At 64.7% G+C, this 343-nt stretch carries 1 protein-coding gene; it reads right to left on the bottom strand.

The genetic code is table 11. From position 1 onward, the window contains the following. Nucleotides 1–276 (bottom strand): transposase (locus BJI47_RS00005; protein ID WP_139804836.1); only part of this gene is annotated, 276 nt, incomplete at its 3' end. Nucleotides 277–343: the final 67 nt, after the last annotated feature.

The raw sequence follows: 343 nt of genomic DNA, 5'->3' as shown, positions 1-343 counted from the left end.
GGACGCTTTTTTCAGGAACGCGATGTCTTTCTCCTGCTCGGAGACCTGCTTGCGCAACCTGGCGAGTTCGGTGCGCTCGGCGGCGGTGAGCGGTTGATCGCCGGATGCTGCGGCGGCTTCGATTCGCCGGCGCTCATCGGCGACCCACCGACCGAGTAGGCCTTCGTTGATACCCAGCTCGCGGGCGACCTCGGCGATGGTGCGGCCGGAATCGATCACCCTGCGGGCGGCCTCGACCTTGTACTCGGTCGTGAAAGACCTGCGTTTGCGGGACATGAGGACATCCTTCCAGCGGAACCATCGATCCCGCTATCTCGGTGTCCACCATCCGGGGGGAGCCTCA

Origin of the sequence: Rhodococcus sp. 1168, assembly GCF_002091955.1 — a bacterium.
In the GTDB taxonomy this organism is placed as follows: domain Bacteria; phylum Actinomycetota; class Actinomycetes; order Mycobacteriales; family Mycobacteriaceae; genus Rhodococcoides.
The sequence above is the reverse complement of the archived record's forward strand: the minus strand, read 5'-3'. Positions and strand labels throughout refer to the sequence as shown.